Genomic DNA, 26,124 nt, shown 5'->3' on the forward strand with positions numbered 1-26,124 from the left:
TTCAGGCCTCCAGATCATCCGTTCGCCGACATAAATCCCGTGCCAGCGACCCGAGGCCCGGCGGCAGTTCGGCCTGTGCCTGCCGCCAGAGCGGGATCGCCATGGCCAGCGCACGGGCGCCGGTTTCGGTCAGCCAGGCGGCGCGGCGCCGGCGGTCAGGACCCGAACTGGTCACCTCCACCAGCCCCTGCCGGGCCAGTCCCTCCAGATTGCGCGTCAGGGTGGATGGGTCCAGCCCGGCCTTTGCGGCCAGCGCCGACAGGTGATCGTCATCGGCAGCGGCGACAAGTGACAGAAGGCCGAACTGTGTCGCCCCCAGACCGGACGGTTCCAGCCATCGGTCAAGATGACGGGTCAGGCGCCGCGCTGCCAGACGGGCCAGGGCGGAGAGGTCGGTGGCGAAGGCTTCGGCAGCGTCATCGCGCAGCGTGAAGCGGGGGGGCTTGTCAGATCGGCTCATCACTTGTATATACAATATTTGTAGATACAAGAAAATGACAAAACAATGTAAGGCCGGCGGCGATACGTGTCGCCTTTGTGGCCCTCTGACGGGGAAGTGAGCATGGATGTCAGGGTGAAACGTGTCTATGCGCCGCCGGCTGATACTGATGGCCTCCGGGTGCTGGTGGATGCGCTCTGGCCGCGCGGCATTTCCTGGGAAAAATCAGCCATTGATCTATGGATAAAGGAAGTAGCGCCCAGTCATGCCCTGCGCAAACGCATCCATGGCGATCCTGACCGCTGGCACCTTTTCCCTCCGGCCTATAGGGCGGAACTGGCCGTGGGCTCCGGTCGGGAAGCGCTGTACCGTTTGCGTGAACTGGCCGAACGCGGGCCGGTCACTCTGCTTTATGCCGCGAAGGATGAGGTGTGTAACAATGCCGCTGCGTTGGCTGACATTCTTCGTGGATAGGGGCCTGCCGACGATACGACAGGCCCCAGTACGCGCTTACTTCTTACCGTAAAGGTTCTCGCGTTCCTTGTCGGACAGCGGGGTGCCCGCCGGCTTCACCTTGTCAGCCAGCAGGCCCAGGCCGCGTTGTACCCCCGGCCGGGCGGCGATGGCGTTGAACCAGCGCTGAACATTCGGGAACTCGTTCAGGTCAATGTCATATTTCGGCGCATTGCGGACCCAGGGGAATGTGGCCATGTCGGCGATGCCGTAATCATCACCACCCAGATAGGCAACTTCGCCCAGGCGGGTATTCGCCACTTTCAGCAGGCGCCGGGATTCGTTGCGATAGCGTTCGACACCGTAGGGCACCTTCTCCGGCGCATAGATTATGAAATGCCCGGCCTGACCAAACATCGGCCCGACGCCGCCCATCTGCCACATCAGCCACTGAATATGGGTGTACCAGACGGCAGGGTCTTTGGGTCGGAACTGCCCGGTCTTCTCCGCCAGATAGATCAGGATGGCGCCGCTTTCAAACAGGCTCAGCGGCTTGCCCTCCGGTCCTTCGGGATCGACAATGGCCGGCATGCGATTATTGGGCGCGATCTTCAGGAAGTCGGGATTGAACTGGTCACCAGCGCCGATATTCACGGCATGCACGTCATACGGCAGGCCCATTTCCTCAAGCGCGATGGAGACCTTGTAGCCGTTCGGAGTCGGCCAGGCATGAAGCTGGATGGTCATTGACGGTTCCTTGCAATGACGGGTTGGGTCAGATGGCGCTCACCCTATCGGCATTGATCCCACCCCGAAAGTGAGGGCGCGCACAGCAAGGATGCATCACCCGATGCGCATTTCGCGGGCCAGGAAGTCGATCACCGCACGGATGCGGGGTGGCATGACGGGGCCGCCCTGAAACACGGCATGCACCATCTCCAGTTCTCCCGTCGAATAATCCTCCAGCACGGGCACCAGCCGCCCTGCGGCGATGTCGGCGGCCACATGGAAAAGGCCGTGGCGCGCCAGCCCGTGCCCGGCCAGGGCCAGATGCCGCATGCTTTCGCCATCGCCCAGGCGGATATTGCCACGTACCGGCACCTCAATCCGGCTGCCATCGGCCAGGCGGAAGGGCCAGGGCCCGACGCTGCGCACAAAGCCAAAAGCCATCAGATTGTGGTGGGCCAGATCGTCGGGCGTGCGCGGTGTGCCGTGGCGGGCCAGATAGTCGGGGGAGGCGACGACCACCACCCGGCCTTCGCCCAGTTTGCGGGCCAGCAGATTGGCACCCTTCAGCGGGCCGACGCGGATGGCGATGTCGGCGCGTTCCTGCATCAGGTCCACGACCATGTCGGTCAGGGTAATGTCCAACTGGATCTCAGGGTAAAGTGCCGACAGCTTCGGTACCAGCGGCAGCAGATAGAGCATGCCCAGCGGCACTGAACTGTTGATGCGTACTGGTCCGCGCGGGGTACTGCCTGCTGCCACCTCCTGCTCGGCTTCCGTCATGTCGGCCAGGATGCGGCGGCAGCGTTCATGGAACAGGTCGCCCTCCGGCGTCAGGCGCAGTTGCCGGGTGGTGCGGTTCAGCAGGCGTGCGCCCAGCCGTGCCTCCATCCGCGCCACCAGCTTGCTGACCGCCGACGGTGTCATGTTCAACGCCCGGGCAGCGCCGGAGAAGTTGCCTGCCTCCACCACGCGGGCAAAGACCTCCATCTCGCCGGCCCGGTTGATCTCCAATCGCGACATGTGATCTGAACTCACAAATCATGTTCCGATGGGCAGTCTAGTTCATGGATGTGGATGCGTCCATCTTGCCGCCCATGTCATCCGCTTCATCCGGAACCTGAAATCATGCCAATCGGATTATTTGCCCTGACGGCTGGTGCCTTTGGCATCGGCACGACGGAATTCGTCATCATGGGCCTGCTGTTGCAGGTTTCTGCCGACCTCGGTATCTCCGTTTCCACGGCGGGTTTGCTCATCTCCGGCTACGCGCTGGGGGTGTTTGCCGGCGCGCCGCTTCTGACCCTTGTCACGGGCCGGCTGCCGCGCAAGGTGCTGCTGGTCGCCCTGATGGTGGTGTTCACCATAGGTAATATCGCCTGCGCCATTGCACCGGACTATCCTTTGCTCATGGTAGCACGGGTCATCACGTCGCTGGCGCATGGCACCTTCTTCGGTGTCGGCTCCATCGTGGCTACGGGTCTGGTGGCCCCTGACCGCAAGGCATCGGCCATCGCCATCATGTTCACCGGACTGACCATGGCCACCTTGCTGGGTGTGCCGTTCGGGGCGTGGCTGGGCCTGCATTTCGGCTGGCGTTCCACCTTCTGGGCGGTGGCCCTGATCGGTGTCGTTGCCACGCTGGTGCTGGCTGTTTTCGTGCCGGCGGATAAGGCGGCACCGCGACCCCTTTCCATCCGTCAGGAACTGACGGTGCTGACCAAGCCGCAGGTCTGGCTGGGGCTGGTGATGACGGCTTTGGGTTTCGCCGGTGTATTTGCCGTCTTCACCTATATCCAGCCGATCTTGACCCGCATCACCGGCTTTTCCGATGCCGCCGTCTCGCCCATCCTGCTGGTGTTCGGCGGTGGTCTAGCCATCGGCAACCTGCTGGGCGGCAAGCTGGCGGACAAGCGGCTGATGCCCACGCTGCTGGGCACTCTGATTGCGCTGGCCCTGGTGGAGGGCGTGATGGGCTTTGTCATGCACGACAAGATCGCGGCCATCATCTTTGTCGGCCTGATGGGTGTCGCCGCCTTCGCCACGGTCGCTCCCTTGCAGATGCGCGTGCTGGAAAAGGCGGAAGGGGCGGGGCAGGGGCTGGCCAGCAGCCTCAACATCGCGGCCTTCAATCTGGGTAATGCCCTGGGCGCCTGGGTCGGTGGGGTGACCATCGATCAGGGGCCGGGCCTGGGTGCCGTCACCTGGGTTGCGGCCCTGGTGACGCTGGCTGGTCTTGCTGTGGCACTGGTCAGCCGGGCCTTGGATCGGGGGGCGGTCAGTGTCCGTCCTGTCATCGCGACGCCGCTGCATTGAGGTGGGCTGGGGATGGCGGGACTGGACCGCCATCCCCGCTTGCGACTATACCCATGGCAGATTTAGCAACCATCCTGCGGCGCCATGCTGATTTATCGCCATACCACCGACCTTCCGGCAGCCATTCGCGGCTGCGCGGTCGCGCTTGGCAATTTCGACGGCGTGCATCAGGGACACCGCGCCGTTATCGAGGCCGCCAAGGATGCCGCCCGCGCCAATGGCGTTCCCGCCGCCGTCCTGACCTTTGAGCCGCACCCGCGCAGCCTGTTCCGTCGCGATGACGCCCCCTTCCGCCTGACGCCCTGGCGCATCAAGGCGCGGCTGGTGGAGGCGCTGGGCATCGACGCCCTGTTCGAGGTGCGGTTTGACGAAGCTTTCTCCCACCTGACCGCAGACGAGTTTGTGCAGCAGATCCTGGTGGAGGGGCTGGCCGCGTCGCATGTGGTGGCCGGGTACGATTTTGTCTTCGGGCACAAGCGCGGCGGGGATATGGCCTTTCTGCGCGACGCTGGGGAAAGGTTCGGTTTCACGGTGACGGAGGTCCGCCCGGTCGCTGGTCCTGACGCCACCGCCTTTTCCTCCACCCGCGTGCGCCAGCATTTGCAGGCGGGAGAGGTGGAGCAGGCGGCATCCATCCTGGGCCATGATTGGGAGATCGAGGGCCGGGTGGAGCATGGCGACAAGCGCGGGCGCACCATTGGCTTTCCCACCGCCAATGTCGAACTGGGTACCTATCTGCGCCCGCGTCTGGGCGTCTATGCCATCCTGGCCGGGGTGGATGACGGGGCGCGCACAGTCTGGCACAAGGGTGTCGCCAATATCGGTCGCCGTCCGACTGTCGGCGGGGCGACCGAACGGCTGGAGGCCCATCTGTTCGATTTCGAGGGCGACCTGTATGGCAAGCATCTGCGCGTGCGCCTGTGCCGTTTCATCCGGCCGGAAATGAAGTTCGACAGTTTCCAGGCGCTGAAGGACCAGATCGTGGCCGACAGCGCCAAGGCGCGCGAACTGTTGGGCTGAACCGGCCTTACGGGGCCGGTGTTCCTTCCGCCTTCACCGTCGTGATCATCCCGTTCTTCAGTTTGGCCTCCGCCGACCGGCGCAGGCCATCATCCTTCTCCGCCTGCATTGCGGCGCGGGACCATTGGAAGCGCGCCTCGTCACGGCGGCCCACAGCCCAATAGGCATCGCCCAGATGGTCATTGATGGACGGGTCGCCGGGTTCCAGATCCAGCGCCTTTTCCAGCAGCTCCACCGCCTGTTCGACGTTGCCCAGCTTGAACAGGGCCCAGCCCAGGCTGTCGGTGAAGAAGCCATCATGCGGGCGCTGTGCCACGGCCTTCTCGATCATGGCCTTGCCCTGATCCAGGTTCACACCGCGGTCGACATAGGAATAACCCAGATAATTCAGCAGGCTGGGTTGATCCGGCTGCAGCTCCAGCGCCTTCTTCAGCGCTGCCTCCGTCCCTGACCAGTCGCCCTTGGCGTCCAACGTCATGGCGCGCGCATAGTGCAGCATCCAGTCGCGGGGCTTCGCTTCCTTCACCCGTGCCAGGGCCTGATCATAGGCGGCGAGCGCCTGATCATGGCGTTTGGCGAGGCGGTGCATGTCGCCCAGCCGCAGCAATGCGTCGGTGCGCGTCGGGCGTTCCGCCGCCATCTTCTGCAGCAACGCGGCGGCTTCGTCATCGCGGTCCAGCTGTCGCAGGACATCCACCTGCCGCATGCGGGCCATCCACAACATGCCCGCCCCGCCCGTGACGGCGCGATACTCCGCCAGGGCTGTCTCGTCCCGGTCCCGGTTGGACAGAATGTCCCCGACCAGCATGCGAGCCAGGGGTTGTTCCGGCGTCAGATGCAGGGCCACCCGGCCATAGAGCAGCGCCATCTCCGCCGCCCCTTCCTGATGAAGTGCCGACGCCAGTTGAAACAGCGCTTCGCCCAGGCCGGCGCCAGCATTGGCGACCAGCGGGGCAGGCACGCCGCCCTTGTCCATGCGCGCCAGCGCGTCTTCCACCACCATACTGTCGGGATTGGCGTCGAGATACTGACGGTAGAGACGACGGGCCGCGTCGGCGGCACCTGAACGCTCCTGGAAATTGCCGATCAGCAGGACAAGGCGCAGGGGCATGCCTTGCCTTGCCGCTTCCGAATAATACTGGAACGCCGCGTCCCGGTTGCCGCGCAGGTCCTCGATCACGGCCAGTTGCTGCGTGCGGATGGATTTGAACCCTTCATGCGCGTTCAGCGGGTCCAGGATTTTGATGGCACGGTCATTATCCCCCTCCGCTACGGCAATCCAGCTGGACAGCAACGGGCCGATATAGGGACCCATGCCATCTGCGGGCAGCTTGGCGATGCGCGACGCGGCTTCCGTCGTGCGTCCGGCGCGCAGGTCGTCGGCGATCAGCAGGGCATGGGCAACAAAGCTGCCGCCCTGCTCCTGCGTCACCTGACGGCGAGCCAGGGCCAGCGCTTCCTGCTGACGTCCCTCACCCAGGGATAACAGGAAGGTGCGACGCAGCAGGGCAGGGTTGTCCGGGTCCTGTTTCAAAGCCGCACCCAGATTGGCGCTGGCAATATCCCAGGCACCGGCATTTTGGGCGATGCGGCCGGTCAGATATTGGGAGATCGCGCTGCTGCCGGTTTTCGGCGCCGTTGTGGAGGAGGAAAGAGAGGATTGCTGGGCCAACGCCGTGCCTGAAAGGGCCATGGTCAGCATCATCAGGTTCAAGGCCGCCACCGACGACCGCAAGCCCACAACACGCACGGTTCCACCATCCTTCCCACAGGGACGGCATTGGCCGCACTTCCCTGTCTTCAACCAGTCTCACGAAATAGCATATCCCGTGCCATCGGCCAGCATCGCAAAAGGATGAGTGCCAGCAAAAGGCCCGCTGCATCGGCGGCCAGATCTCCCAGACTACCCTCCCGTCCCGGCACGGATGCTTGTATCCATTCGATACCCGCGCCGAGAAGCAGGAGCAGTGCGACAATCACACCGCGCGCAAGTACAGCCCTGACAGCCCAGAATCCAACCAGCGCCAAGCCGGCGAAGGCGAGCAGGTGCAAATACTTGTCCGCGCCGCCTTCTCCCGGTGGGGCCAACTCTGGCTGCACCGCCATCCAGGGCAACGCGATAACGGCGAAACCAAGGATCAGCCCGCCGACGGAGCGGCGAATGGCAGCGGGAGGATTCAGCAGCGTTGAAAGCAGGATAGACTCCGATCATCCCCGCAGCGTTGAGAGCGGTCACGATATCGGAAATCCGCCATTTCCACGACAGGTGGGTGTAAACATGTCACCCATGCATAATTTGCGGGCTCGCTGCGCAAATTCGTGACAGGTTGCTGCCTGATTTTTAACAGATTTCGGCGTAAGAAAAGGCTTGCTGACGGAGAAGTCGTCGGCTGCTCGAACCCAGGGACCTTGCATGTTTCCCGCAGTGGCGACCGGAGCCCTCAATCCGGCAAACGGCATGGTGGTTGCCGCACTGTCCACCCAGGCTTTCGAAACGACTGCGGCGCATACGCCGCCACCGGCCAACGATCCCGTGTTCGACGGGGTCGAGGTCCTCAGTGATCAGATCCTCAACGCCGTGGCGCGCAGCCGGGCCTTGGGCCATCGCGATACACGCATCACCCTGACACGCCCCACCGAGACGGTCGAAGGTGTCCGCAACCGCTTGTTGATGGCGGGGCTGACGCCGGTTGTCCGGGCCTCCAGTGTGGGCGGCACGTCGGTTCTGACGGTCCGCTGCTGATCTGCGGACTGCCGCGAACAGACTTGCCAGATCGCGCGGACATGTTCATGATCCGTACTCATGAGCATTTCTGTCGCTGACCGCGCTTTGCCTGCTGCCGAGATACCATCGACCCCGATGGTGCCATTGCCGCGACCACAATCGGAGGCGGCGGCGGCCATCACACGTGGTGTCCGGCGCATGCTGGCTGAACGGGGCGTTCGGGGGCTGGTCGAGTTTTGTCTGGCCAATGGCAGGCGGGCGGACATTCTTGCCCTGTCCGACGACGGCGAGGTGACCATCGTCGAGGTCAAAAGCAGCATCATCGATTTCAAGACTGACCAGAAATGGCCGGAATATCTGGAATTCTGCGACCGGTTCTTTTTCGCCGTGGACGCGGATTTCCCGACCGATCTGATCCCGGCCGAATGCGGCCTGATCATTGCGGATGCCTTTGGCGCGGAAATCATCCGCCCGGCACCGCTTGCCAAACTGGCGGCGGCCCGGCGTAAGGCATTGACGTTAAAGGTTGCCCATATCGCCATGGCCCGCCTGCACCGGGTGGAGGATCCAGGCCTGCGGGTGGGGGAGTAAACGGGGGAACCCGCTTACTCCAGCATCGGCTTGCCCGTCTCAATTTCCACCAGTGCAGCCAGCAGGGGAACCGCGATATCGCGCCGCTGACCGGAGCCGCGTTCAGCCTCTGAAATGGCAGCCTGGAAGCTGCCACGCCAACGGTTGTCGTTGTAGAGCAGCCTGTCCGCCCGCGCCCGTTGAGCCAGCGTGATGGGCGTGCGGCTATCAGTGACGGTCTTGTCCAGCCGGGCGGACAGGGCATCGGCCTGCCCCCGGTCCTTGGCCTTCAGCGAGCCTTCGATAAGCTCGACATAGGTTTCGGCCTTCAGGTCATTATCCTGCAACTGGTCGGCATAGGTCAGGGTCAGGACCTTTTCGCCCCGCGCCTCCAGCCGCCCCAGCACTTGCGGGATGGTCCAGGGGCTTTCTTCCTGAACGGTCCGCAGCAGACCCAGCGCCAGATTGGTGTCACCCAGATCGCCCGCAGCCACGGCCAACTCCGGCGGACAGCAATTACCCTGGCGGTCCTTGAAGCGGCTGAACTGTTCCTCCACCGTATTGAGGAATAGGGTGCGCGCCCGCGCCTCCAGCCCGACATGCAGCAGTGATTGGGCAACCAGACCCAGTTCCCAGGCGCAGCCCTGGGTGCGCGCGAACTCCGTCACCTCTTCGGTGACTTCCGTTGCCCTGGCCATGTCGCCGCGCCAGACCAGCGCCTCGACAATATCGGACAGGTTATAGACGCGGGTGGCGCAGTCCTGGAACTCACGCGTGATGGCCAGCGCCCTGTCCACCTCGCCCGTCAGGGCCAGGGTACGGCTGACGAACAGGTCGGGGCTCACGTCCCCCTTGGCCCCACCCGTCCGCAGGGCCTGCACGAAAGGGGCGACGATGGGTCTCACCCGTGCCTTATCTCCCATCTGATGATGGGCGATGGCCAGCGACAGCCAGTCCCAACGCGGGGCCGCGATGGGATATTCGATGGGCGTCACCAGCGCCTCGATCCGGTGCAGCAGGCAGGCATTCGATTTCGGATCGGCACAGACCAGCCCGCGCAGCCGGTTCTTGAACTCGACATAGTCGAAATCGCCGATGAACTGATTGGTCATCAGCTGTACGGCCAGCGTGCTTTCCGGCAGGCGGGTGATGATGTCGGCCAGAAGCGCATCAGCCTGTTGCAGAAGCTTGGTCTGCTCCACCTCGTCATAGGACTGATCGGCCTGCCGGATGGATTGCATGGCCTGCACGAACTGCCGGTTGGCCTGCGCATTCTGGTCGCTGGTCTGCGCCCAGGCGACGCTGGGCGCCATCAGCAGCGCAATGGCCAGCAGGGCAGGGACGAACAAGGCCTGTCCCCACAGGCGTGCGGCGTCAATTTGGAACTTGGACATGGCTCACCACCCGCCGGACCCGCGCGATTTCACGCGCATGGTCGCGTACCCGTTCCAGTTCCTGCGGCGAGCGGGCGCGGCCCATCAGGTAGATGACCTGATTGACAGTCTCGATCGTGTAATTGCCGGACGTGATCTCCGAATCCGTCATCAGATCCTTACGCAGCTGCGCTGTGATCCACATGTCCGTGGTCCGGTCGGACAGGCTGCTTTCATCGCCGATCCCGATCTCGTTGATCACTTCCTTCAGGCCATCGACCTGCCAGGCCAGCTTCACGGCGTTCACCCGTTCGTCGGGGTTGGCGGCACGGCCGGTCAGCAATGCCCGGCTGTCGCGTACCTCTACGCGCAGCCGTTCGTCCAACCCGCCATTCTCCCGCCAACGCTTTTCAACGGCCTTGCGCAGGCCGTCATCATCCAACGCGGCAACGGCCGGATTATTCCCCGCATCGGTCTGTGCAATGGCCGGGGCGGTCAGGGCAAAACCCACCGCCAGCAGCATCGCCATCCCCAGACCCCTGGGCGCCCAAAGGCGCATGTTCCCCATCGTTCATGCCTCCTGCGGTCGTGAATTTCCCGTGTCACGACCGGACTTTAACGGTGAAATGTGGTGAGAACCGGGCCGGGGGATGCGGTTTCCGCCCCGGCGGGGTGGTCAAGGGGGCCTCAGGCGAAGGGGGCGGCTGTCATCACCGCAGTCAGTTCACGGGCCAGGATGCCGGCGATGTTGCGGCGTGCCTTGGCATCGCGCAGCAGCGTCTCGTCCTGGGGATTGGACAAAAAGCCAGTTTCGATCAGCAGCGATGGGATATCCGGCGCCTTAAGCACCGCGAAATTCGCCGACCGCATAGGGTTTTCCAGCAGGCGGACATCCTTGCCCGCCCCCTGGATGATCGATTGCTTGGCATGCAGCGCCGCCGTGACGGTGTGGCGGGCGGCAAGGTCCAGAAGAATACCGGCCACCTTCTCATCCAGGCCCGACACATCGACGCCCAGACCGCCGGCAATATTCTCCTGCTGGGCGATGGCGGCGGCGAATTCGTCGCTGGCCTTTTCCGACAGGGTATAGGCGGACATGCCGCGCGCAGCCTTGTTGGGCGCGCTGTCGGCATGCAGGGAGATGAACAGGTCGGCCTTGGCCGACTGGGCGATGCGCACCCGTTCCTTCAGATCAACGAAACGGTCATCGTTGCGCGTCAGTTCCACCTGCCAGCCCTTGGTCTTGCCCACCTGGCGGGCAACTTCCTTGGCGATATCCAGCACGACGTTCTTTTCATAGGTGCCCTTGGCCCCAATGCAGCCGGGATCGTGGCCGCCATGACCAGGGTCCAGCATGACAAGACGGGGCGGTCGTGGCTTGCGCGATGGCGGCTTCGGCTTACCACCCTCCTGCGCCTGGGCATGCGACGCGGGGGCGTGCAGCAGCGTGACCGATGCCATCGGCACAGCAACCGGGACACCCAAAGCAAAACGGAGCAAATCCCTGCGATTCATCGACGCGACCACCAATCGGGCCCGGAATGGTCTGGCCCTTCGTCAACGGACAATGTTTGGACCCCGGCGCACCGTTGCGCAACAGAAACATGCGTGCCTGTTGCGCAACTGCGGCATTGTGTGCCTGCAAAACCACGATAGCAGGTCAGGGCCACGTTCGTGGAAGGGGCAGACACAGCCATTGCGCGACCGGTACGGATCTCTGGCCTGCTTCTCCTCCGACAAACTGGAGGCTGCCGACAACGCACACGCTGCGTTATCCTCATGTCATGACAGGCGTAACGAATAAACCCGGTGCCGAGTCCCGGCGGCAGGTCACCCAAATGATGGCCTTGGCGCAATATCTGCGGCAAGTAGAGCGGGCGCAGGAAGGCGCTTCCATGGCGCAGGCGCGCGACCGGCTGGAGGCGTTGTTCCTGGAGGAACTGGGCCGGTTCGCCATCGGCCAGTACAACATCACCATCCGCCATCTGCTGCGGCCTGCCGACGATGGCGTGGCCTGGTCCATCGACGGCAATCTGGGTGTCATCCCGTCCTATATCCGCAAGCCCTTCGCCTTTCTGGGGTCCCCCATCCTGCGGCAGACCATGGTGCGACGGCATGAAACGGCCATCTTCTGGACCGGCGCGCCAGAGGCGCATGAACGCCCGCTTCTTTGTCCCCGCACCCTGGCTTTTGAGGATTTTTTCGCCGATCATCAATATTTCATCGGGGCCAGCCTGACCCTGCCAGACCTGATCGAACCTTCACCCTGGCGCATTACCATGGGTCTGCGGGCAAAGTCTGGCGTGCCGCGTGAGGTATGGGAGCGGGGCTTTCGGGATAATGAGTGGTATATCTATGAAATCGCCCAGCATTTCTGCCACATGATGCTGTTGTCGCCTGGCTATATCGCCGGGATGTACTACCGCAGTGTCGGCGAGCGCAGGGCGGCGGCGGAGGGTAGAGGACGGCTTCTGTCGCTGTTGGGACGACGGTCGGATAAGGTCAGCCCGCCGACACCCAATGTCCGGTTCTTTGGCTGGACTGCACCGGTCCCGCAAAGCCCCAAGCCTGATGTTGATGCTGTGGCGGCGGTGCTGGCCGATCTGGGTGACAGTATCCGCCGGCATCTGCCTGACCATCGGGACGGGGAGCAATTGTTGTCCTGGGTTGGCCGCGTCCTGGCGGGGCAGGCGGCGGTGCCAGGGATGGACCAGGGCTTGGCTGCCCTGCCGGATCGCGCACCCCTGCTCTATGCCGACCGTCCTGACCGCAACCAGGATATTGTCGGGTTCCTGCGCTCCGTCTGGATGCCCTGGATCACGGCAGGGCACCTCACCCGCCCGGCCCTGCGCCAACTGGATCCCCAGGCCTATATGGCCATGGCCAACTGGTTGCGACACCGGGAATGGCCTTCAGACCTGCCGATCCCCAGCAAATCGGACATGGTCACCGCCGACCTGTCCGACCCGGAGCGGCTGCGGCAGGCACGGCGCCTTGTTCAGGCCCACCACGCCCGCCGCAAGCAGGGCTGAAGCTTAGCTACAGCCCGTGGTCCCGCCGCACGTATCGCATTTCAGGCAGGTGCCGTTGCGCACCAGGGTCATGTTCTGGCATTCGGGGCAGGGGTCACCCTCATAGCCACGGGCGCGGGCTTCGCGCACCTTCTCAAACCGGGCGTCATGCCGGCCAACGGTGCCACCGCGTAAGGCGGTGCTGGACAGGCTGTCGGAATGGACCGAGGTGCCGCCGCCAAAGTTGGTCACATCCGTACCGGTGGCGGCGAAGGCTGTCGTCGCCTGCTGGAACCCGGCCAGAACCCGCCCCTGCTGCCCGCCGGGAACCACGCGAAGGTTGGACCGGACATAGCCGGTTGATGCAATGCGCGCGACGGCGGCGAGCGTCTCCTGCGTCATGTAGGCAGCATTGTCCGGCAGTTCCTGCGCGGTATTGGCCGCCTCCGGCATGCCGGCCAGATCGGCCTGGGCGTCGCCTCGGCCCATTGTATCGGGCAACAGATCCTCCGGCGTGGCGTGCGCCAGATCGTTACGGCCCAGATAGGAGATGGCCAGTTCCCGGAACACATAATCCAGAATGCTGGTCGACATCTTGATGGCGTCGTTGCCCTGCACCATGCCGGACGGTTCGAAGCGGGTGAAGGTGAAGGCCTCCACATACTCCTCCAGCGGCACGCCATATTGCAGGCCCAGTGACACCGCGATGGCGAAATTGTTCATCATCGACCGGAAGGCGGCACCCTCTTTGTGCATGTCGATGAAAATCTCGCCCAGGCGGCCATCCTGATACTCGCCGGTACGCAGATAGACCTTGTGTCCACCGACCATGGCTTTCTGGGTATAGCCCTTGCGCCGCTGCGGCAGCTTCTCCCGCCCGCCGGACCGCACGACCTTTTCCACCACACGCTCCACGACGCGTTCGACCACCCGTTCGGCGACCAGGGGAATGCGGGCGGCAGCCGGGGCCTCCACCACGCGTTCCAGCAAGGTCGGCTCCTCACCCGTCAGATCGTCCTCGTCCTCGTCCTCTTCCAGGACCTGGGCGTTCAACGGTTGCGACAGTTTGGAGCCGTCACGGTACAGCGCATTGGCCTTCAGTCCCAACTGCCAGGACAGCATATAGGCGTCGGTGCAGGCCGTGACCGATGCCCCATTTGGCATGTTGATCGTCTTGGAAATGGCACCGGAGATGAAGGGCTGCGCCGCCGCCATCATGCGGATATGGGCTTCCGCCGACAGGTAACGCTTGCCGATCTTGCCGCAGGGACTGGCGCAGTCGAAGACCGGCAGATGTTCATCCCGAAGGCCGGGCGCGCCCTCCAGGGTCATGGCGCCGGAAACATAGACATTGGCCGCCTCAATCTCCTTCCGGGTAAAGCCCAGATGGGCCAGCAGATCGAAGCCGGTACTGTCCAGCAGGTCTGCCGGGATGCCCAGCGTGTCGATGCAGAAATCGGCGCCCAAGGTCCATTTGTTAAATACGAACTTGATATCGAAGGCCGATTCCAGCGCGCTCTCAACCTTTTCGATCTCCGCATCGCCAAAGCCCAGCTTGCGCAGCCGATCATGGGTGATACCGGGTGCCCCGATCAGGGTGCCGTGACCGACGGCGTAGCGTTCGATCTTGGCAATGGCTGCATCTTCATAACCCAGGCGCGACAGCGCCTCCGGCACCACGCGGTTGATGATCTTGAAATAGCCGCCGCCGGCCAGCTTCTTGAACTTCACCAGCGCAAAATCGGGCTCGATCCCGGTCGTGTCGCAATCCATGACCAGGCCGATGGTGCCGGTGGGGGCGATCACCGTCGTCTGGGCATTGCGGAAGCCATGGGCACGGCCCAGCTCCAGCGCTTGATCCCAGGAGGTGCGCGCCGCCACGATCAGGTCGGCATCGGGGCATTCATCACTGACCAGCGGTACCGGGGCCACCGACAGGCCCTCATAGCCTGTGCGGGCACCATGGGCGGCGCGGCGGTGGTTGGCGATGACGCGTAGCATCGGTTCGCGGTTGGCGTCAAAGCCGGGGAAGGGGCCCAGTTCCCGCGCCATCTCCGCCGACGTGGCATAGGCCACACCTGTCATCAGTGCCGTGATGGCGCCCGTCAGTGATCGGCCCGCGACACTGTCATAGGGGAGGCCGGCAGCCATCAGCAGGCCACCGATATTGGCAAAACCCAGACCCAGGGTGCGGAAATCATAGGAGAGCCGGGCGATTTCCCGGCTCGGGAACTGCGCCATCGCGACCGAAATTTCCAGGACGATTGTCCAGAGTCGGCAGGCATGCGTGAACGCATCGATATCGAAACGACCGTCGGGACGTCGGAACTCCATCAGGTTGATGGAGGCGAGGTTACAGGCCGTGTCGTCCAGGAACATATATTCACTGCACGGATTGGACGCGTTGATGCGGCCGGATGCCGGGCAGGTGTGCCATTCATTGATGGTTGTGTTGAACTGTACGCCGGGATCGGCCGACTGCCATGCCGCATAGCCGATCTTGTCCCACAGGTCGCGCGCGCGCAGCGTCTTTGACACTTTGCCGTCGGTGCGGCGGGTCAGGTTCCAGGGGCCGTCGCTCTGCACCGCCTCCAGGAAGGCGTTGGGCACGCGCACCGAATTGTTGGAATTCTGGCCGCTGACGGTCAGATAGGCCTCGGAGTCCCAATCGGTATCAAAGGTGCGAATATCAATGCCGGCATGGCCCTGACCCGCCAGCTGGATCGCGCGCTGGATATAGTTCTCGGGCACCAGATCACGCCGTGCCGCGATGATGGCGCGTTTCAGGGCACGGTTCTTGGCGGGGTCCAGCCGTTCCGCATCCGGACCGATCCCCTCATTGCAGGCGGCCATCACCATATTCAGGTGGCGCGACACCTGCTTTGACCCGGTCACCAGGGCGGCGACCTTCTGCTCCTCCACCACCTTCCAGTCGATATAAGCCTCGATATCGGGGTGATCGAGATCGACCGTGACCATCTTGGCGGCCCGGCGCGTGGTGCCGCCGGACTTGATCGCGCCTGCCGCGCGATCACCGATCTTCAGGAAACTCATCAGGCCGGAGGACTTGCCACCGCCCGACAGTTTTTCATCCTCCCCACGCAGGCGGGAGAAGTTTGTTCCGCTACCGGAACCATACTTGAATAGGCGCGCCTCACGCACCCACAGGTCCATGATCCCGCCTTCATTGACCAGATCGTCGGCCACCGACTGGATGAAGCAGGCATGCGGCTGCGGTCGCTCATAGGCGGAGTTGGACGGGCTGACGGCACCGGTGGTGGGATCGACATAGAAATGCCCCTGGGCGGGACCGTCGATGCCATAGGCCCAGTGTAGGCCGGTATTGAACCATTGCGGGCTGTTAGGGGCCGCCATCTGGCGCGCCAGCATGAAACGCATTTCATCGAAGAAAGCCGAGGCATCGGCATCCGAATCGAAATAGCCGCCTTTCCAGCCCCAATAGGTCCAGGTGCCGGCCAAACGGTCGAAAACCTGCCGGGCAGAGGTCTCCCCGCCCATCCGCTGATCGGCAGGCAGTTTGGCCAGGGACTTCTCGTCCGCGACATGGCGCCACAGGAAGGAGGGAACGCTGTTCTCCTCCACCGCCTTTAGGGACTTGGGCACACCAGCACGTCGGAAATATTTCTGAGCCAGGATGTCACAGGCAACCTGACTCCATTCAGCCGGCACCTCGATATCCTTGGCCTGAAATACGGTGGAGCCATCGGGATTGCGAATCTCGCTTGTCGCCGTTCGGAACGGGATATCCGTATAGGCATCCTGACCCTCAACGGTGAAACGGCGCTCGATACGCATGGTCCTGGCCCCTTTTTCCCAAACAAGGCGGCGATCCTGGCCGGTCCCGTCCACGGGGGACAGGCGTGACCACACCGCAATATATGGTGACGGTCGAGAGGCTAGGCTACCGGGGGCAGGGCCGGCAACCAGATTTTGTTGGGGAAAACAGAGCTATACACCGCTTATTGTGGTTGACGTTCCCGACCCGCCGGAGTCCATTTCACACCCCCGATCAACGGCGGAAATGCTGGATTACGTACCAACCCCTCTTGCGTGAGTCGCAATCATCCCCACATCGGGGTGACGCATAAGGTCAGGTGCCCCGTCGCAGGGCATATCCACACCGGACAGGGGGTTTCATTCCGTCCTCAACGGTGGCAGGGTGCGCCCGCCAAATGTGGCCGGTATCATTTCCAAGTCGTGCCCTGAATGCCCCTGACGCCTGATCCCGATTCTCCTGCAACTGAAGCCGCTCCCGCCAGCGATGGTATCAGCCGGCGGCAAAAGGCGTTGTTGGGGATCGGCACGGTTCTGTTCCTGGGCGTACTTCTGGTCTTCGCCGTGCGCCATGTGGTGGCAGAGGTGAATTTTGGCGAGGTGCTGGCCTATCTGGAGGCGTTGCCGCTGTCCAAGGTGATCAAGGCTATCGGGTTGACCGCCCTGGCCTTCTGGCTGCTTACTCTCTATGACCTGTCAGCGCTGCTTTATCTGAAGAAGAAGGTGCCCTACCGCACCACGGCCTTCGCGGCGGCATGCGGCTATGCCATTTCCAATAATGTCGGCTGGGCGGTGATCAGCGGAGCAGGGGTGCGTCTGCGCGCCTATGGCACGGCGGGTCTTTCCGCAGGCGACGTGGCCAAGGTCGTGGTGTTCTCCACCACCACTTTCACGCTGGGCCTGACCTTCACTGGGGCCGTGGGCATGATCGTGGGACCGCACCCGGTGTCGGTCCTGCTAAAAATTCCGGAACTGGCGGTTCAGGGGATCGGGGCCGCTATGCTGTTCGGCCTGTTGGCCATCTGCATCATCACGGCAGTGACACACAAGCCGGTGAAAATCTGGCGCTGGTCGATCCAGCTGCCCAGTTGGGGCGGCGTCGTTTCCCAAATCACCATCTCATCAGCCGAATTGGTGGTGACAGCAGGTATCCTGTGGATGCTGCTGCCCGTGGATGTGCAGGTTCCTTTCACCTCCTTCGTGGCCCTGTTCTGCGCTGCGCTTATCGTGGCGATCTTCAGTCATGTGCCGGGCGGCCTGGGTGTGTTTGAAAGTATTATCCTTCTGGGCATGGCCGACCATGACGCCGCCAGTTCCATTCTGGGTGCCTTGCTGGCCTACCGTTTCATTTATTATGTGCTGCCCTTGGCTGTCGCCGGCGTTGCCATTGCTGTGTGGGAAATCCGCCATCATACTGGCCGGTTTGGGCGTGCTGCGGATCGCTTGCGTGGAAAGAAGTAGGGTATTCGACTGCCTTTCAATTGTAATAGAATTGTATCGATAGACAGTTGGTCTCTTGTGATCTTTTGGGTGCTGTCCTATCAATGTTTCGGTCAATCATGCTTACATGCCATGTCACATGATTGACATGTTCCGTTCTCTGTACTGTTGGTGGCACCATGCCCATCGATCGCGTTACTGGACAAACTCTTTCCTACACTTCTGCAATACCTCGTACAAAAGCAGCTTTGGAAGCGGCGCCATCAGTCCCTCCGCCGCCTCCGCCCCCGCCTCCCAGCAACAATGTCACATCATCCCCCAGCGCGGTTAATGTGCTGGTCTGACAGATTTGCTTCCGGCCCTTGGTGCCGCATCCGATGCCTGTGACACAGGATATCGGATGCGGCCTTTTCTTTTTGGGCGTTTAGAAGCCAGCAAACACATCTGAGTTTGCCGCGTTGCAGTGGACAAGCTCCCTGCCGCCGGTGCATAGTCGCCGCCGATCTTTGTTCCGCATCACGGAAAAGCCATGAGCGACCGTATTTCCCTGGCCACCTGGATGGCCAACATCCAGATCAAGCTGCTTGTCTGGCGCGCTGGCCGTCTGGTTGGCACCGACGGTGCCGGGAACCGCTACTTCGAAGAGAAGAAGTCGCGTCCCGGCATGAAGGCCCGCCGCTGGGTCCTTTATAAGGGTGAGCCTGAGGCGACCAAGGTACCGCCGGAATGGCATGGCTGGATGCATTACAACATGGCGGCCCCCCTGCCGGTCGACAGCGCCTTCCACAAGTCCTGGCAGTTGCCGCATCAGCCCAACCCGACGGGCACCACACAGGCCTATCGTCCGCCCGGCCATTTGTTTGCCGGTGGAAAGCGTGACAAGGCGACGGGTGACTACGAGGCCTGGACGCCGAACTGATCATCCCTATCTTTGGGATGTCGCATGGCGGCGCCGCAAAAGCGCCGCCATGATCGTTTAAAGGGTCGGGCATGGTTCCCGTCCGGCAGGAGTTGATCTGTCCCATGCGCAAGAACGTGATCGAGACCGTCCTGGGTGCCGTCGTCCTTCTGGTCGCCGGCTTCTTCCTGTTCTTTGCCTACACGACCAGCAGCGTGAAGGCCGTGTCGGGATACCCGCTGGAAGCGCGGTTCAGCAGCACGGGCGGTCTGGCCGCCGGTGCCGATGTGCGTATCTCCGGCGTGAAGGTCGGGACTGTCACCAGCCAGCACCTGGACAAGCAGACCTTCCAGGCTGTGGTCCGCATGGATATTGACAGCAATGTGCAGCTACCGCGCGACACGACAGCCAGCATCGCCAGCGAAAGCCTGCTAGGTGGCCGCTATCTTCAGCTGGACCCCGGTGGGGAAGAAGACAAGCTGAAGGCCGGCGAAACCATCGAGTATACGCAGTCCGCCGTGAACCTGGAGGAGTTGCTGGGCCGCTTCATCTTCAATTCCGCCGGTGGCGAGAAGAAGGGCGAAGCGCCGGCTACGCCCTGATCGCCTGGGCCATGAAGCCGCCGCAAAGCTCTGCTGTTGCTGTCTGCCATTATTCCATTGCCTGCGGTCCGCCCCATGTCCATCCGCCTTGTCCTGATCGGTTTTGCCTTTGCGGTTGTCCTGCCGGTCGGCGCACAGCAGGTTCCGCCGGCTGATCCCCCCGTTGGTCCTCCTTCCCCGCTTCCAGATGTTCAGGCTCCGCTGAGCGCCGTTCAGCGTCCAGCGCCCCCGCCGCCGCCCGCCCGCAAGTTTGATGCAATGCCCGTGGCCCTGCTCCAGGGGCTGGACAAGGTGACGGCGCGTACCAGCACGTTCGAGGCCAAGGTGGGCGAGCCGGTGTCCTTTGGTCAGCTGACCATCACCGTAAAGGCCTGTCAGAAAGCGTCGCCCATCGATCCGCCCGAATCCGCCGCGTTCCTGGATGTTCAGGAAAAACGCTCCGACGCCACCGTGGCACCGGTCTTCCAGGGCTGGATGTTCGCCTCCAGCCCGGCCTTGTCGGCCATGGAACACCCGGTCTACGATGTCTGGGTCAAGGATTGCAGGAAATCGGACACCAAGGCCCGTTCACCCTCCAGGCAATAGAAATCGGCCGGGGCACCGACCGCCTTGGACAGCTGTGCGCGATAACGGTGGCGGGGGATTTCCGTGGCCCCGAACTGTGACAAATGTTCAGTCAGGAACTGCGTGTCCAGCAGCAGATAACCGCCGGCCTTCAGCCGTGCCACCAAATGCACCAGGGCGACCTTGCTGGCATCCGTCGCGCGGGAGAACATGCTTTCCCCAAAGAAGGCACCGCCCAGCGCGACACCATAGAGCCCGCCCACCATCTGTCCGTCTTGCCAGCATTCCACCGAATGGGCCTTGCCCATGGCGTGCAGCTGACAATACGCCTCCATGATCTCTTCATTGATCCAGGTCTGTGGCCGGTCCGGTGCCGGTTCAGCGCAATGCATCATGGTGGCGCGGAAATCGCTGTCGATACGGACATCGAAAGGAAAGTGGCGCAGGGTCTTGCGCAACCGCCGCGGTACGTGGAACGCATCCAGCGGCAATACCCCCCGGAACGGCGGATCAAACCAAAGTAGGTCTTTCGCATCCGCGCTTTCCGCCATGGGGAAAACCCCACCGGCATAGGCACGGATCAACAGCTCGGGCGTCAATATACCCATCATTCCCCGGCGCGTGGTGGCAAGGGCCGACTACAACCATAGCAAGTTGCGGAGGCGCTTACAAATCCTCACGCCGAGAACAGCATGTAGCAGCTGATAAGCCCCAGCATCGAAAAGGCCTGACCAGAGCCGGTCAGCCGTCCCAGCAGCAATGCGACAGCTGGTGCCAAAACGGGGGCAGCCATCAGCCAGGGATCCGGCAAGCTGCCCCCACGCATCAGCGTTCCCATCAGCAGCAGCATTTGCGGTGCCATGACCAGCACCAGCCCCGCCAGATATCCCGCCATCAACCGGACCCCGGTAGCGGTCGGCACCGCCACGGCCAGCGGCAACAGGGACCGGCCCGAAGCCCGCACGCCAAGGTCACCCAGCGCAAACAGGGCAGGCAGCAGCAACAGCGCCACGGCACGCCGCATCGCATCCGGCCCATTGGTCAGCAAGGCCAGTGCGATTGCACCCACGGACCAAGCGACCAGCAGCTTCCATTCCGGTCGTAAAAGGCGCATCTCGGCCAGCAACAGGATCGTCAGGCCGGTCCCGTGATGCGGGTGTACGCCTTGAAGGGTGCCTAGTGGCGGCGCTACCTTTCCGGGGGGCTGCGTGGTTACGCGGGTCCGCCCCGTATGTGCCCGACGACGGAACCGATCACCCAGCAGGCCGGCAACTACGGCCAGGCCTGCGCCTGCCAGGAACCAGAAGCCACGCGCGGCCAGGTAAGGGCCGCTGGTCCAGTCAAACCCGTCCCAGGTGAAGCTGCCTTCGATGGAGCGTGTGATGTGGATGCCGAAGGTGGTGCCGTGCTTTCCTGGAACCATGCTGCTCATGTCATGCATGGGCTGGCCTACCCCCAGCGGATCGGCAGTTGGACCCAACATGCCGCGTGACACCGAGGTGGTCAGGGGCAGGACGATCAGCCAGGCGACCATCATCAGAATGCCGGCGACCACGGGGCCGCGCGTCCAGCGCCGTGCTTCCGCCAGCCCCCGGAACCCTGCCAGCAGTGACGCGCTGGGTACGCCCAGCAGCAATAGCGGCCCCAGCAGCGCCAAGGGCTGCTCCACCGGAGCCTCCGCCCGAACCACCTGGATGAACACAGCCCCCAAGCCGAAGCATAGCAGGAAGCCCGCCAGAAAGGCAGTGTCGGCCAGCCAACGGCCCAGAGCGAAGGCGGTATCGCTGACCGGCGTGGCACCCGTCAGCAGCAGCGGGTGGCGCATAGGCGGAAAAGCGATCCGCAGGGCGATGAAATGGGCTGGCAGCAGCAGGGTCACCCCCAGCGCGCCGACGACCAGCCCGACCGTTTCCGCCGTGTGGAGCGGCCGCAGGGGGCCAACGGATACCGTGACATAGCCGGCGTCAGCCGGGGGTAGGGCCAGACTGGCCAGCATGCAGGCCAGCGCCAGCCAAGCCCAAAGCCCGCGCCGGCGTGTGAAGCCGGCCAGTTGGAAACGGGCGACTGCCAGGATCGCGCCGAAGCTCATGTCCCGTGCTCCGCGACGGCGGCCAGATAGGCATCCTCAAGGCTTGGCGCCTCCGGTACCGCGCCGGGCGGTGCCGCCCTTCCCGCATGCAGCACGAGCCGCAGGCGGATACCGTCCGCCATGCGCTTACGTCCCGTTACGGTGCCAAATTGCAGGGCATGATCAATGGTCGTGGCCGGCACCGTCAGGCTGATAACCCGCCCTTCCAGGGCGGCAGCCAGCATTTCTGGCTGCCCAAGCGTGATCGCCTGTCCCCGCGAAAGGATCAGCAGATCCTCCGCGATGGCTTCCAGATCGGAGACGATGTGGCTGGAGAACACGATCACGCAGCGTGACGCCATCTCCGTCAGAATGGATTGCAGGGCCAGCTTCTCGAACCCGTCCAACTCCGCCGTCGGTTCGTCCAGAAGCAGGATCTCCGGTTGCCCCAGAAGCGATTGCGCCACGACCAGCCGGCGGCGCATGCCGCCCGACAGATCGCCCACCGGCGTATCCAGCTTGGGCGCGATATGCAGGGCGTCGGCCAGCCCCTCCGCCTGCCGGGCCGCATCACGCGCGGGCAGGCCCTTCAGTGCCGCCATATAGGCCAGTAATTGGCGCGGGGTGGCATGGGGTGGCAGGTCCACCGATTGCGGGGCATAACCCAGGTGGGCATGATAGGTCCGCATTGCGCCGGCAATATCCCGGCCACCGCTTTCCACCCGTCCCTCGCTGGGCGGAAGGGTGCCGGCTAGCATCGACAGCAAGGTGGACTTGCCCGCACCATTCGGCCCCAGCAGCCCGTGGATACCGGGCCCCAACTTCCAGTTTACATCATGAACGGCCCGGAACGTGCCGAAGCAGCGACCGAGGCCGATCAGTGTCAGGGACGGCGCGGCGGAGGGGGCATGGGTCAAAATGTCTTCACCAGGATGGGGGCGTTGTCGTGAATATACCGACGCCGCATGGGGGGCATGCGGATCATGGTAAACCGCAGGGTGCCTGGGTGCAACGTCATGACCCCTGGTTCCGTCACGGAAACTTCACAGAACTGCCGCCGATCCTTTACCAGCGGGTTCCTATGTGATGGGACCGAAGCCCCGCGCGGCGGCGAAACCGTTGCCCCCGCGCGGGGGAGGGAAAACGGGATTTGCTGGGATTTTAGCAAAACCCCATCAATAGGATGCGCGGCATGACTGAATGGACGCTGTCCGGCGACACACTCTCCCCGCAGACGGAACCGGCGGGGCGACCGCGCCCTGTCTGGCAGCAGCACCTGTTGGCCATGGTCGATGCCGTGCGGGCGCGTCTGCCGTCCCGGCAGGATGTGGGGGAGGGGGGCTGGCTGGCGCAGCTGTCGATCTCCACTCGCATCGGTTTTCTGGTCGGGGCGGCCCTGTTGACGGTTCTGCTGACAGCGGGGCTTTTCCTGTTGGGGGATGCCAGACGGGAAAGTGCCACGGGCCGCATGACCGGCCTGTCGGGCTTTGCCGAGACGGCAGCCGATCTGAACCGGGGCATGACGGCCCTGCAGCTGCACGTCACCCGCTTCCTGCGTGAACGTGACCCGGCGGCGGGCGCAGCCTTCAAGACCACCGTGGCGGAGGTGGAGCAGGCGGCGGCGGCCCTGACGGCCCATTCGGCAGCGGCCGATCAGGCGGAGACGATCACAGCCCTGACCGCCAGACTGTCCAGCCTGGCCGCCGCCTTTGATACCGTGGATCAGGCGACCCGCGCCGTGGGCTTGACGGACGAGGAAGGCCTGCGCGGGCAGATGGCGCGGTCGGTGGCAGCCACCGAGGAGGAACTGAAGAAATGGCCCGCCACCATGGGGGCGCAGCTTTTCATCGGCATGGCGGAAATGCGCAATGCCGAGAAATCCTTCCTGATGACGGGGGATGACAAATATGTGGGCCAGCACCGCAAGGCCTTTAATGAGTTCTCCTTCTTCATCCCGGAAAGCCAGTTGGACCCGCAGACCAAGGACGCCATCGACACCCTGTCCCGCCAGTACCGCCAGGATATGGTGGCCCTGTCCAGTGCGGTGGCGGCGCAGGATAAGGCGGTGAAGGATTTCAACGCGGCCTTTGCCGAGACGGCCCCCCTGATCAATCAGCTTTTTGACTATACGCGCGCCGGGCTGGCCGATGCCAAGCAGGCGGAAAGCAGCATCCGCACCCAGACCCAGCGCCTGACCATGGCCATTGGCGGCGTCCTGGTGGCCCTGTTCTGCGGCCTGTCCCTGCTGCTGGTCCGGTCCATTACGGGGCCGCTGGCCCAGATCGAGGCGGCGATGGAGGGGCTGGCGCGGGGGGAGCGGCTGTCCTTCATTCCCGGCACGGCACGGCGGGACGAGATTGGCGACATGGCCCGCGCCATCGACGTCTTCCGTGGCAATGCGGAGGAGATGGACCGTCTGAAGGTGGAGGAACAGCAGCGGGAGCGCGCCCACCAGCAGGAGATGGCCGACCGTCTGGGCGGCCTGGCCCAGGCGTTGGAGCAGGAGATGACACGCCGGGTGGAGGCAGTGCTGGCTGAGGCGGCGGGCATTGCCGCCATGGCCGAGCGCATGACAGGTGCCGCCACCCGCACGGGCGAGCAGTCTGACGGCGTGGCCGGGGCCGCGGGCGAGGCGACGGGCAATGTCCAGGCCGTGGCCGCCGCCACCGAACAGCTTGCCACCTCCTCCCGCGAAATCGGTCGGCAGGTGACGGAGGTGGCCGACATGGTCCATGCCGCTGTGGAGCGGGGGGCACAGACCCGCGCGGTAGCCAGCCAGCTGGCCGACGCCGCCCAGAATATCGGGCGGGCGGCGCAGCTGATCGGCGATATCAGCGGCCAGACCAACCTGCTGGCGCTCAACGCCACCATCGAGGCGGCGCGGGCTGGTGAGGCGGGACGCGGCTTTGCCGTGGTGGCCGCCGAGGTCAAGACCCTGTCGAACCAGACGGCCGCGACGACGGAGGAAATCGCCTCCCAGATCGCGGCGGTCCAGCGGGCGACGGAGCGGGTGATCACCGACATCCATCAGCTTCACGATGTCATCGCCCGCATCGACGAGATTGCGGGATCGATCAGCGCCGCCGTGACCCAGCAGGGCAGCGCCACCGAGAGCATCAGTGCCAGTGCGGCCAGTGCCGCCGACGGCACCATCGAAGTGTCCGACCGTATCCGCACCGTGGCCGCGGATGCCGCCGAGACGCGGACCCTCTCGCAGGATTTGGGCCAGCGGGCCACACAGGTGACGGCGGAGATGCGGGCACTGCGCGAGCGGCTGGCCGTAATTCTGGACCAGGCGGCTTGATGGCAAGCCGCCCTCAATCGCCGGGCGCCGCCATCCGGCGGCTGGGCTGCGCGCCCACGAGGGCGCGGGCGCTCAACGCGCCAACCAACATGCAATGAGTTCTACTCATTACATGTTGGTATGATGCCCGATTACCCGGCTGCCGGGGCTGGCTTTTCCGGCTTCGGCGGCTTGGGCGGGGCGGTCAGGGAGGCGACGCGGGAGGCGTATTTCTCCGGCTCGCCCTTGACCAGCAGGGGCAGTTCGGCGGCCAGCACGTCCAGCAGCTTGGGCAGCCAGGACTCGTCCGCCTTGGCGAAATTGCCCAGAACCCAGCCATGCACCCGGTCCTTGTCGCCGGGATGGCCAATGCCAATCCGCACCCGCCAATACTCTTTGCCGATGTGATCGTCGATGGAGCGCAGGCCATTATGCCCGCCATGGCCGCCGCCCTGCTTGACCCGGATTTTGCCGGCGGCGACATCCAGCTCATCATGCAGGGCGATGGTGTCGGCGGGCGTCAGCTTGTAAAAGCGCATCGCCTCCCCGACCGACTGGCCGGACAGGTTCATGAAAGTCTGGGGCTTCAAAAGGAAGCATTTCTCGCCAGCGGCGAGGCCTTCGGCGACCATGCCCTGGAAACGCTTTTTCCAGGGGCCGAAGCCATAGCGGCGATGGATTTCGTCCACCGCCATGAAACCGACATTGTGACGGTGCCGTTCATATTCCGGGCCGGGATTGCCCAGTCCGACCAGAAGCCGCATCGCCCTATTCCATAATTAAATCAGTGACTTAATTTAAGTCGCCGTCGCATCTCCGGGCATGAGGCCCGGAGATGCGG

At 63.7% G+C, this 26,124-nt stretch carries 25 protein-coding genes; 12 read left to right on the forward strand and 13 right to left on the reverse strand.

Features of this window, described 5'->3' with window-relative positions; translation table 11 throughout:
• Position 1 precedes the first annotated feature (1 nt).
• Positions 2–460 (reverse strand): MarR family winged helix-turn-helix transcriptional regulator, encoded by a 459-nt coding sequence (locus ABC729_RS03945; RefSeq protein WP_495606348.1) that lies wholly within the window; start codon positions 458–460, stop codon positions 2–4.
• A 102-nt stretch (positions 461–562) separates the two neighbouring features.
• Between ABC729_RS03945 and ABC729_RS03950 the strand changes: the two genes are divergently transcribed.
• Positions 563–913, forward strand: a complete 351-nt coding sequence (locus tag ABC729_RS03950; protein ID WP_495606349.1) for a DUF488 domain-containing protein — start codon at positions 563–565, stop codon at positions 911–913.
• Positions 914–949: 36 nt separating this feature from the next.
• On the opposite strand, the gene ABC729_RS03955 is transcribed toward ABC729_RS03950, so the two are convergent.
• Both ABC729_RS03955 and ABC729_RS03960 read right to left on the reverse strand, forming a co-directional pair.
• On the reverse strand, positions 950–1,639 hold the full coding sequence (locus tag ABC729_RS03955) for a glutathione binding-like protein (protein WP_495606350.1): 690 nt from the start codon (positions 1,637–1,639) through the stop codon (positions 950–952).
• Positions 1,640–1,735: 96 nt separating this feature from the next.
• Positions 1,736–2,641 (reverse strand): LysR family transcriptional regulator, encoded by a 906-nt coding sequence (locus tag ABC729_RS03960; protein ID WP_495606351.1) that lies wholly within the window; start codon positions 2,639–2,641, stop codon positions 1,736–1,738.
• Between the two features lie 105 nt (positions 2,642–2,746).
• On the opposite strand from ABC729_RS03960, the gene ABC729_RS03965 reads away from it, so the two are divergent.
• A complete protein-coding gene (locus tag ABC729_RS03965; RefSeq protein ID WP_495606352.1) occupies positions 2,747–3,934 on the forward strand; it encodes an MFS transporter in 1,188 nt (395 codons plus the stop codon).
• An 84-nt stretch (positions 3,935–4,018) separates the two neighbouring features.
• Positions 4,019–4,954, forward strand: coding sequence for a bifunctional riboflavin kinase/FAD synthetase (locus ABC729_RS03970; RefSeq protein ID WP_495606353.1), 936 nt, complete (start codon positions 4,019–4,021; stop codon positions 4,952–4,954).
• Positions 4,955–4,961: 7 nt separating this feature from the next.
• On the opposite strand, the gene ABC729_RS03975 is transcribed toward ABC729_RS03970, so the two are convergent.
• Entirely contained in the window at positions 4,962–6,704 is a 1,743-nt protein-coding gene (locus ABC729_RS03975) for a tetratricopeptide repeat protein (RefSeq protein ID WP_495606354.1), read from the reverse strand.
• A 50-nt stretch (positions 6,705–6,754) separates the two neighbouring features.
• On the reverse strand, positions 6,755–6,982 hold the full coding sequence (locus ABC729_RS03980; RefSeq protein ID WP_495608637.1) for a hypothetical protein: 228 nt from the start codon (positions 6,980–6,982) through the stop codon (positions 6,755–6,757).
• Between ABC729_RS03980 and ABC729_RS03985 the strand changes: the two genes are divergently transcribed.
• The 3 genes from ABC729_RS03985 to ABC729_RS03995 all read left to right on the forward strand — a co-directional run bounded on the left by ABC729_RS03985 (position 6,884) and on the right by ABC729_RS03995 (position 8,270).
• Entirely contained in the window at positions 6,884–7,144 is a 261-nt protein-coding gene (locus tag ABC729_RS03985) for a hypothetical protein (RefSeq protein ID WP_495608694.1), read from the forward strand. The genes ABC729_RS03980 and ABC729_RS03985 overlap by 99 nt on opposite strands.
• Before the next feature lie 268 nt (positions 7,145–7,412).
• Positions 7,413–7,697, forward strand: a complete 285-nt coding sequence (locus ABC729_RS03990; protein WP_495606355.1) for a hypothetical protein — start codon at positions 7,413–7,415, stop codon at positions 7,695–7,697.
• A gap of 60 nt (positions 7,698–7,757) precedes the next feature.
• Positions 7,758–8,270: an MmcB family DNA repair protein gene (locus ABC729_RS03995; protein ID WP_495606356.1), complete on the forward strand. Its 513-nt coding sequence runs from the start codon at positions 7,758–7,760 to the stop codon at positions 8,268–8,270.
• A 14-nt stretch (positions 8,271–8,284) separates the two neighbouring features.
• Here the strand turns inward: ABC729_RS03995 and ABC729_RS04000 are convergent, their stop codons facing one another.
• From ABC729_RS04000 to ABC729_RS04010, 3 genes are all read right to left on the reverse strand, one after another.
• Positions 8,285–9,643, reverse strand: a complete 1,359-nt coding sequence (locus ABC729_RS04000; protein ID WP_495606357.1) for a hypothetical protein — start codon at positions 9,641–9,643, stop codon at positions 8,285–8,287.
• Positions 9,624–10,151 (reverse strand): BON domain-containing protein, encoded by a 528-nt coding sequence (locus tag ABC729_RS04005; RefSeq protein ID WP_495606358.1) that lies wholly within the window; start codon positions 10,149–10,151, stop codon positions 9,624–9,626. The genes ABC729_RS04000 and ABC729_RS04005 overlap by 20 nt, the downstream gene beginning before the upstream one ends.
• A gap of 158 nt (positions 10,152–10,309) precedes the next feature.
• Positions 10,310–11,083, reverse strand: coding sequence for an N-acetylmuramoyl-L-alanine amidase family protein (locus ABC729_RS04010; protein ID WP_495606359.1), 774 nt, complete (start codon positions 11,081–11,083; stop codon positions 10,310–10,312).
• Positions 11,084–11,460: 377 nt separating this feature from the next.
• On the opposite strand from ABC729_RS04010, the gene ABC729_RS04015 reads away from it, so the two are divergent.
• The gene (locus ABC729_RS04015; protein ID WP_495606360.1) at positions 11,461–12,654 is read left to right on the forward strand and encodes a hypothetical protein; all 1,194 of its coding nucleotides are present in this window, start codon (positions 11,461–11,463) and stop codon (positions 12,652–12,654) included.
• Positions 12,655–12,657: 3 nt separating this feature from the next.
• Here the strand turns inward: ABC729_RS04015 and ABC729_RS04020 are convergent, their stop codons facing one another.
• A complete protein-coding gene (locus ABC729_RS04020) occupies positions 12,658–16,449 on the reverse strand; it encodes a vitamin B12-dependent ribonucleotide reductase (protein ID WP_495606361.1) in 3,792 nt (1,263 codons plus the stop codon).
• A 411-nt stretch (positions 16,450–16,860) separates the two neighbouring features.
• Between ABC729_RS04020 and ABC729_RS04025 the strand changes: the two genes are divergently transcribed.
• The 4 genes from ABC729_RS04025 (at position 16,861) to ABC729_RS04040 (ending at position 19,953) form a co-directional block, all read left to right on the forward strand.
• Positions 16,861–17,889, forward strand: a complete 1,029-nt coding sequence (locus tag ABC729_RS04025) for a lysylphosphatidylglycerol synthase domain-containing protein (RefSeq protein ID WP_495606362.1) — start codon at positions 16,861–16,863, stop codon at positions 17,887–17,889.
• Between the two features lie 508 nt (positions 17,890–18,397).
• Positions 18,398–18,787 carry an NADH:ubiquinone oxidoreductase subunit NDUFA12 gene (locus ABC729_RS04030; protein ID WP_495606363.1) on the forward strand — a complete coding sequence of 130 codons (390 nt, stop codon included), beginning with the start codon at positions 18,398–18,400 and terminating at the stop codon, positions 18,785–18,787.
• 104 nt (positions 18,788–18,891) lie between these two features.
• Complete coding sequence (gene mlaD / locus ABC729_RS04035; RefSeq protein ID WP_495606364.1) at positions 18,892–19,368, forward strand: outer membrane lipid asymmetry maintenance protein MlaD; 477 nt, start codon at positions 18,892–18,894, stop codon at positions 19,366–19,368.
• Between the two features lie 75 nt (positions 19,369–19,443).
• Positions 19,444–19,953: a DUF2155 domain-containing protein gene (locus ABC729_RS04040; protein WP_495606365.1), complete on the forward strand. Its 510-nt coding sequence runs from the start codon at positions 19,444–19,446 to the stop codon at positions 19,951–19,953.
• On the opposite strand, the gene aat is transcribed toward ABC729_RS04040, so the two are convergent.
• The 3 genes from aat to ABC729_RS04055 all read right to left on the reverse strand — a co-directional run bounded on the left by aat (position 19,887) and on the right by ABC729_RS04055 (position 22,917).
• Positions 19,887–20,540: a leucyl/phenylalanyl-tRNA--protein transferase gene (gene aat, locus ABC729_RS04045; protein ID WP_495608638.1), complete on the reverse strand. Its 654-nt coding sequence runs from the start codon at positions 20,538–20,540 to the stop codon at positions 19,887–19,889. The two genes, ABC729_RS04040 and aat, sit on opposite strands and share 67 nt — an antisense overlap.
• Positions 20,541–20,608: 68 nt before the next feature.
• Positions 20,609–22,021, reverse strand: coding sequence for a hypothetical protein (locus ABC729_RS04050; protein WP_495606366.1), 1,413 nt, complete (start codon positions 22,019–22,021; stop codon positions 20,609–20,611).
• Positions 22,018–22,917, reverse strand: a complete 900-nt coding sequence (locus tag ABC729_RS04055; RefSeq protein ID WP_495606367.1) for an ABC transporter ATP-binding protein — start codon at positions 22,915–22,917, stop codon at positions 22,018–22,020. The genes ABC729_RS04050 and ABC729_RS04055 overlap by 4 nt, the downstream gene beginning before the upstream one ends.
• A 275-nt stretch (positions 22,918–23,192) precedes the next feature.
• On the opposite strand from ABC729_RS04055, the gene ABC729_RS04060 reads away from it, so the two are divergent.
• A complete protein-coding gene (locus tag ABC729_RS04060) occupies positions 23,193–25,304 on the forward strand; it encodes a methyl-accepting chemotaxis protein (RefSeq protein ID WP_495606368.1) in 2,112 nt (703 codons plus the stop codon).
• Between the two features lie 131 nt (positions 25,305–25,435).
• On the opposite strand, the gene pth is transcribed toward ABC729_RS04060, so the two are convergent.
• The gene (gene pth, locus ABC729_RS04065; RefSeq protein ID WP_495606369.1) at positions 25,436–26,047 is read right to left on the reverse strand and encodes an aminoacyl-tRNA hydrolase; all 612 of its coding nucleotides are present in this window, start codon (positions 26,045–26,047) and stop codon (positions 25,436–25,438) included.
• Positions 26,048–26,124 lie beyond the last annotated feature (77 nt).

This window comes from Niveispirillum sp. CC-CTL257, from assembly GCF_059489915.1.

Coding starts and splice junctions, on each gene's coding strand:
- ABC729_RS03965 (WP_495606352.1), top strand. CDS start 2,747: ATGCCAATCGGATTATTTGCCCTGACGGCTGGTGCCTTTGGCATCGGC.
- ABC729_RS04050 (WP_495606366.1), bottom strand. CDS start 22,021: ATGAGCTTCGGCGCGATCCTGGCAGTCGCCCGTTTCCAACTGGCCGGC.
- ABC729_RS04005 (WP_495606358.1), bottom strand. CDS start 10,151: ATGGCGATGCTGCTGGCGGTGGGTTTTGCCCTGACCGCCCCGGCCATT.
- ABC729_RS04000 (WP_495606357.1), bottom strand. CDS start 9,643: ATGTCCAAGTTCCAAATTGACGCCGCACGCCTGTGGGGACAGGCCTTG.
- pth (WP_495606369.1), bottom strand. CDS start 26,047: ATGCGGCTTCTGGTCGGACTGGGCAATCCCGGCCCGGAATATGAACGG.
- ABC729_RS04010 (WP_495606359.1), bottom strand. CDS start 11,083: ATGGCATCGGTCACGCTGCTGCACGCCCCCGCGTCGCATGCCCAGGCG.
- ABC729_RS03950 (WP_495606349.1), top strand. CDS start 563: ATGGATGTCAGGGTGAAACGTGTCTATGCGCCGCCGGCTGATACTGAT.
- ABC729_RS03960 (WP_495606351.1), bottom strand. CDS start 2,641: ATGTCGCGATTGGAGATCAACCGGGCCGGCGAGATGGAGGTCTTTGCC.
- ABC729_RS04040 (WP_495606365.1), top strand. CDS start 19,444: ATGTCCATCCGCCTTGTCCTGATCGGTTTTGCCTTTGCGGTTGTCCTG.
- mlaD (WP_495606364.1), top strand. CDS start 18,892: ATGCGCAAGAACGTGATCGAGACCGTCCTGGGTGCCGTCGTCCTTCTG.
- ABC729_RS03945 (WP_495606348.1), bottom strand. CDS start 460: ATGAGCCGATCTGACAAGCCCCCCCGCTTCACGCTGCGCGATGACGCT.
- ABC729_RS04030 (WP_495606363.1), top strand. CDS start 18,398: ATGAGCGACCGTATTTCCCTGGCCACCTGGATGGCCAACATCCAGATC.
- ABC729_RS04020 (WP_495606361.1), bottom strand. CDS start 16,449: ATGCGTATCGAGCGCCGTTTCACCGTTGAGGGTCAGGATGCCTATACG.
- ABC729_RS04015 (WP_495606360.1), top strand. CDS start 11,461: ATGATGGCCTTGGCGCAATATCTGCGGCAAGTAGAGCGGGCGCAGGAA.
- ABC729_RS03955 (WP_495606350.1), bottom strand. CDS start 1,639: ATGACCATCCAGCTTCATGCCTGGCCGACTCCGAACGGCTACAAGGTC.
- ABC729_RS03990 (WP_495606355.1), top strand. CDS start 7,413: ATGGTGGTTGCCGCACTGTCCACCCAGGCTTTCGAAACGACTGCGGCG.
- ABC729_RS03995 (WP_495606356.1), top strand. CDS start 7,758: ATGAGCATTTCTGTCGCTGACCGCGCTTTGCCTGCTGCCGAGATACCA.
- aat (WP_495608638.1), bottom strand. CDS start 20,540: ATGGGTATATTGACGCCCGAGCTGTTGATCCGTGCCTATGCCGGTGGG.
- ABC729_RS04025 (WP_495606362.1), top strand. CDS start 16,861: ATGCCCCTGACGCCTGATCCCGATTCTCCTGCAACTGAAGCCGCTCCC.
- ABC729_RS03970 (WP_495606353.1), top strand. CDS start 4,019: ATGCTGATTTATCGCCATACCACCGACCTTCCGGCAGCCATTCGCGGC.
- ABC729_RS04060 (WP_495606368.1), top strand. CDS start 23,193: ATGACTGAATGGACGCTGTCCGGCGACACACTCTCCCCGCAGACGGAA.